The organism is Lonsdalea britannica (assembly GCF_946477055.1).
In the GTDB taxonomy this organism is placed as follows: domain Bacteria; phylum Pseudomonadota; class Gammaproteobacteria; order Enterobacterales; family Enterobacteriaceae; genus Lonsdalea; species Lonsdalea britannica_A.
This window is the reverse complement of record NZ_CAMKXG010000293.1, coordinates 1-3,764: the sequence shown is the minus strand read 5'-3', so window position 1 is coordinate 3,764 and position 3,764 is coordinate 1. Positions and strand designations below refer to the sequence as shown.

4 protein-coding genes are annotated in these 3,764 nt (G+C 54.9%); 3 read left to right on the top strand and 1 reads right to left on the bottom strand.

Annotation, left to right across the window (positions count from 1 at the left end; all coding sequences use genetic code 11):
- A partial coding sequence (gene chaA / locus Q7O77_RS15445; protein ID WP_304169371.1) for a sodium-potassium/proton antiporter ChaA occupies window positions 1–887 on the bottom strand: 887 nt, incomplete at its 3' end.
- 593 nt (window positions 888–1,480) lie between these two features.
- Between chaA and Q7O77_RS15440 the strand changes: the two genes are divergently transcribed.
- From Q7O77_RS15440 to Q7O77_RS15430, 3 genes are all read left to right on the top strand, one after another.
- Complete coding sequence (locus Q7O77_RS15440; protein ID WP_304169368.1) at window positions 1,481–2,155, top strand: gamma-glutamylcyclotransferase; 675 nt, start codon at window positions 1,481–1,483, stop codon at window positions 2,153–2,155.
- A 133-nt stretch (window positions 2,156–2,288) separates the two neighbouring features.
- Complete coding sequence (locus Q7O77_RS15435) at window positions 2,289–3,323, top strand: ABC transporter permease (protein WP_304169374.1); 1,035 nt, start codon at window positions 2,289–2,291, stop codon at window positions 3,321–3,323.
- The coding region (locus Q7O77_RS15430) for an ABC transporter permease (protein ID WP_369696228.1) at window positions 3,323–3,764 on the top strand (442 nt) is incomplete at its 3' end. The genes Q7O77_RS15435 and Q7O77_RS15430, both read left to right, overlap by 1 nt.

The following is a 3,764-nucleotide window of genomic DNA, read 5'->3' as shown; positions in this document are numbered from 1 at the left end:
ACGGAGCCAAAGAACAGGTTCATCGCGCGTTGTACCTGGTTTTTCAGAACGGCTCTGATCGCTCCCAGACCTTCCGGCGACAGAATCAGCAGCGCCACGAGGAAGCCGGTGAACTGGGAAGGAGCGTTCATGCGTTCAAGCAGTGTCTCCAGTAGTTTGGAGTCCATTTTGGTGACGCTAATCACGGCAATCAGATGAATCACCAGCCATACCGCATGCCAGAGCGAACTGTGCGCCGACGGTTTGCCGTGTTGACTATCCCCTTCGCCATCGCTCTCATCTTCGTGATCATAGACGAACAGGCTCTGGTGCGTGCGGGTCTGAATTTTCAGGAATACGCCGTACATTGCTGCTGAAATCAGCGCGATAATCAGCGACTGCGGTACGGAAAAGTTACCTGCCGGTAGCGCGGCGGGAAAAACCAGTACCAGTACGGCAAGGGGAAAAATCGCCATCAGATACTGCTTGATGCCGCCCAGATTGACGTACTGAGTTGCAAATTTACGTCCGCCCAGCAGCAGGGCGAATCCCACCAACCCGCCGGTGACGATCATGATGATGGAGTAAAGCGTATCGCGCATCAGATGCGGGCCTGCGTCGCCGGTCGCCATCAGGGCGGAGATCAGGCTGACTTCCAGAATGACGACGGACAGGCTGAGAATCAGCGAACCAAAGGGTTCCCCCAGACGGTGGGCCAGCACGTCGGCGTGACGCACCACGCTGAAGGCGCTGGAAAGGATCCCGACCAGCGCCAGGGCATTGATAGCGATGATGCCGCCCAAACTGGTGGTATCGCCCCACATGACCAGCACCAGCAGCGTGAGGAGGGGAAGAACAAGCGTATATTCATGGTGACGGGTTTTTACCGTCTCGGCGGAAGAGGTCATTCTTGAAGGTTCCTTATTTGTGTAGCGAGCTTGCTGATAGAAATAACGTATAACGTCGTTATGAAATATTCGCCATGCCAGACACCAAGCGCCACTAAAAGCCCTTAACTGCGATTAAATCTATGCATTTTCGGCATAAATATATCTGAATATATTATTTTTATGTTTTTACTTTTATCTCTCTAATAATAAACGAAATTGCTACAATTAGTCACTATTTAATCACTTGGTATGCGTGATTTAAAGGCATATTATTGTGATATTTCAAAAGCAACCGGTTAAAAAACGTGTAAAAAGCGGATTTAATTGAGTTTTCGTTAATAACTGTAGGCAGTACAACAGAGTGACCTACCGACGTAGGCAGCGGCGTGAGGTCGATTGATCTTCGCGGTTCATTGCCTCCTCCTAAAAAGAAAACAGAAAATCACCATTGTGTTTCAGGAAGTTAAACAAATTGGTAAGCAAAGTGAACGTTTCCGGCGTGCCGGGAAAATAATCAACGTGCGCGTTGATTGTGCGGTTCATGATGGTTCAGAATAGCCGGGTGACGCCATTCAGCAGGAAAGTGTGTAAGGGGTAAGGAAAGAGAACTTGTGTTAACGCGTGATTTTTTACAGAAAGCCGATTGCCGGACGTCGTTCGGTCACATCGAAGAGCATTTATTGCTTACCCCGCAGCAGCGAGCGGACTCTCTGGAAACCACCTTATCCTGTCGTCCACCGCACGAGGGGGTTTGGATCTTTGGCTACGGTTCTCTGATGTGGAATCCGGCGTTTGATGCGACCGAGAGCTGTTTGGCTACGCTGAAAGGGTGGCAGCGCGCGTTTTGCCTGCGTTTGACCGCGGGGCGCGGCACCGCCGCCCAGCCGGGGCGCATGCTGGGACTCAAGCCGGGAGGGGAAACGACTGGGCTTGCTTATCGTCTTCCGGAAGATAGCCTGCGTGAAGAGTTGGAGCTGCTCTGGAAACGTGAAATGCTCACCGGCTGCTATCGTCCTCTGTGGTGCGAATTGGAGTGCGCCGAAGGCGGTTACCTGACGGCGCTGGTTTTCGTCATCAATCCCGACCATCCCCTGCTGGAACAGGATACCTGCATTCAAAGCGTGGCACCGCTGATCGCGCGTGCCCGAGGGCCGCTCGGCACGAACGCGCAATACCTTTTCTCCCTGGAGCGCGAACTACACCATTATGGGATGCCGGACGATAATCTGATTGCGCTGGCGCAGAGAGTCAGAGAGCTGTTGGACGGGTCACCCGCCAGCGAATAATTCACCGCATTTTCCTTATATAATCTATAGTTATATTCATATCGCTGAATATAATTTCATACGCTTTTGTCATCTCGCCTACACTCCGGGCCTTATTTTCGCTCGGCAAATGAGGGATAGAGCAGTGCGTACAATTCATGAACACCTCCGGGCCGGGTGGCGACGAACGGGAACGGTGCTGAGCAGTCTGCTGGCGCTGGCCATCACACTGCTGGGGCTCCTGCTTTTCACTTTCTTACTGACTCATCTGGCGCCTATCGATCCGGCGCTGCAAATTGCGGGCGATCGCGCCAGCGAGGCGACCTATCTGCAGGTCCGACAGCAATTGGGGCTGGACCAGCCGCTGTGGGTGCAGTTCTGGCACTACCTCGCGGCGCTCGCTCACGGCGATCTTGGCATTTCCCGCAGTACTTCTCAGCCCGTCTTCGATGATTTGATGCGAGCGTTTCCCGCGACGCTCGAACTGGCGACCTGCGCCATTATCATCGGCTTCGCCTTTGGCGTGACGCTGGCGCTGCTGTCAGTCCTGAAGCCCGGCAGCCTGCTGGATAATACGGTGCGGATGATCTCGCTGGTGGGGTATTCCGTCCCCATTTTCTGGTTAGGACTGCTGAGTTTGTTGCTGTTTTATGCGGTCCTGCACTGGGCTGGCGGACCGGGACGACTGGATGATATCTATCAATACACGCTGGAGCCGCGCACGGGATTTGTCCTGATCGATACCTGGCTTAGCGGCGATCCGGAGATGTTTCGCAATGCCATCCGTCATCTGTGGCTTCCCGCCTGCGTGCTGGGCCTGCTGTCGATGGCGGGGATAACCCGACTGTTGCGGGCGGCGATGCTGGACGAATGCCATAAAGAGTATGTGTTGCTGGCTCGCGCGAAGGGCGCCGGACAACTGCGCATCTTGCTCTGCCATGTACTGCCCAATATTCGCGGTGTCATGGTCACGGTGCTGATGCTGTCGTATGCCAGCCTCCTCGAAGGTGCGGTGCTGACCGAAACGGTCTTCTCATGGCCCGGCGTGGGGCGTTATCTGACGACCGCGCTGTTTGGCGCGGATATTCCCGCCATTCTCGGCTCCACTCTCCTCATTGGCCTGTGCTTTATCCTGATGAATGCGTTGGCTGATGCGCTGATTTACCTGACTGACCCTCGGACACGATGATGCGATTGACTCTCTTTAAGGGCCTGCGTTCGCAGCCGCGCACCCGACGCACTTTCTGGCCTGCCGTCAACAGCCTGAATATCGGCTGCGTTCTCCTGTCCCTGTTAATCGGGATTGCTCTGCTTGCTCCGTGGTTAGCCCCATATGAACCGAATGCACAGTTCATCACTCAGCGTTTGCTGCCGCCTTCCGCCGAGCATTGGCTGGGAACGGATGGATTCGGCCGGGATCTGTTGTCCCGGGTGCTTTATGGCGCGCGGCCCACGCTATTACTGGTCTCGCTGATCCTGATCCTCACCGTGCCGGTCGGTCTGCTGGTCGGTATTAGCGCGGGTTATCTCGGCGGCTGGTTTGAAAAGACGCTTATCCGACTGACCGATATCGTCCTGTCTCTGCCGGGGCTGGTGATCGCGCTGGCGATGGTAGCGGTGCTGGGACCGG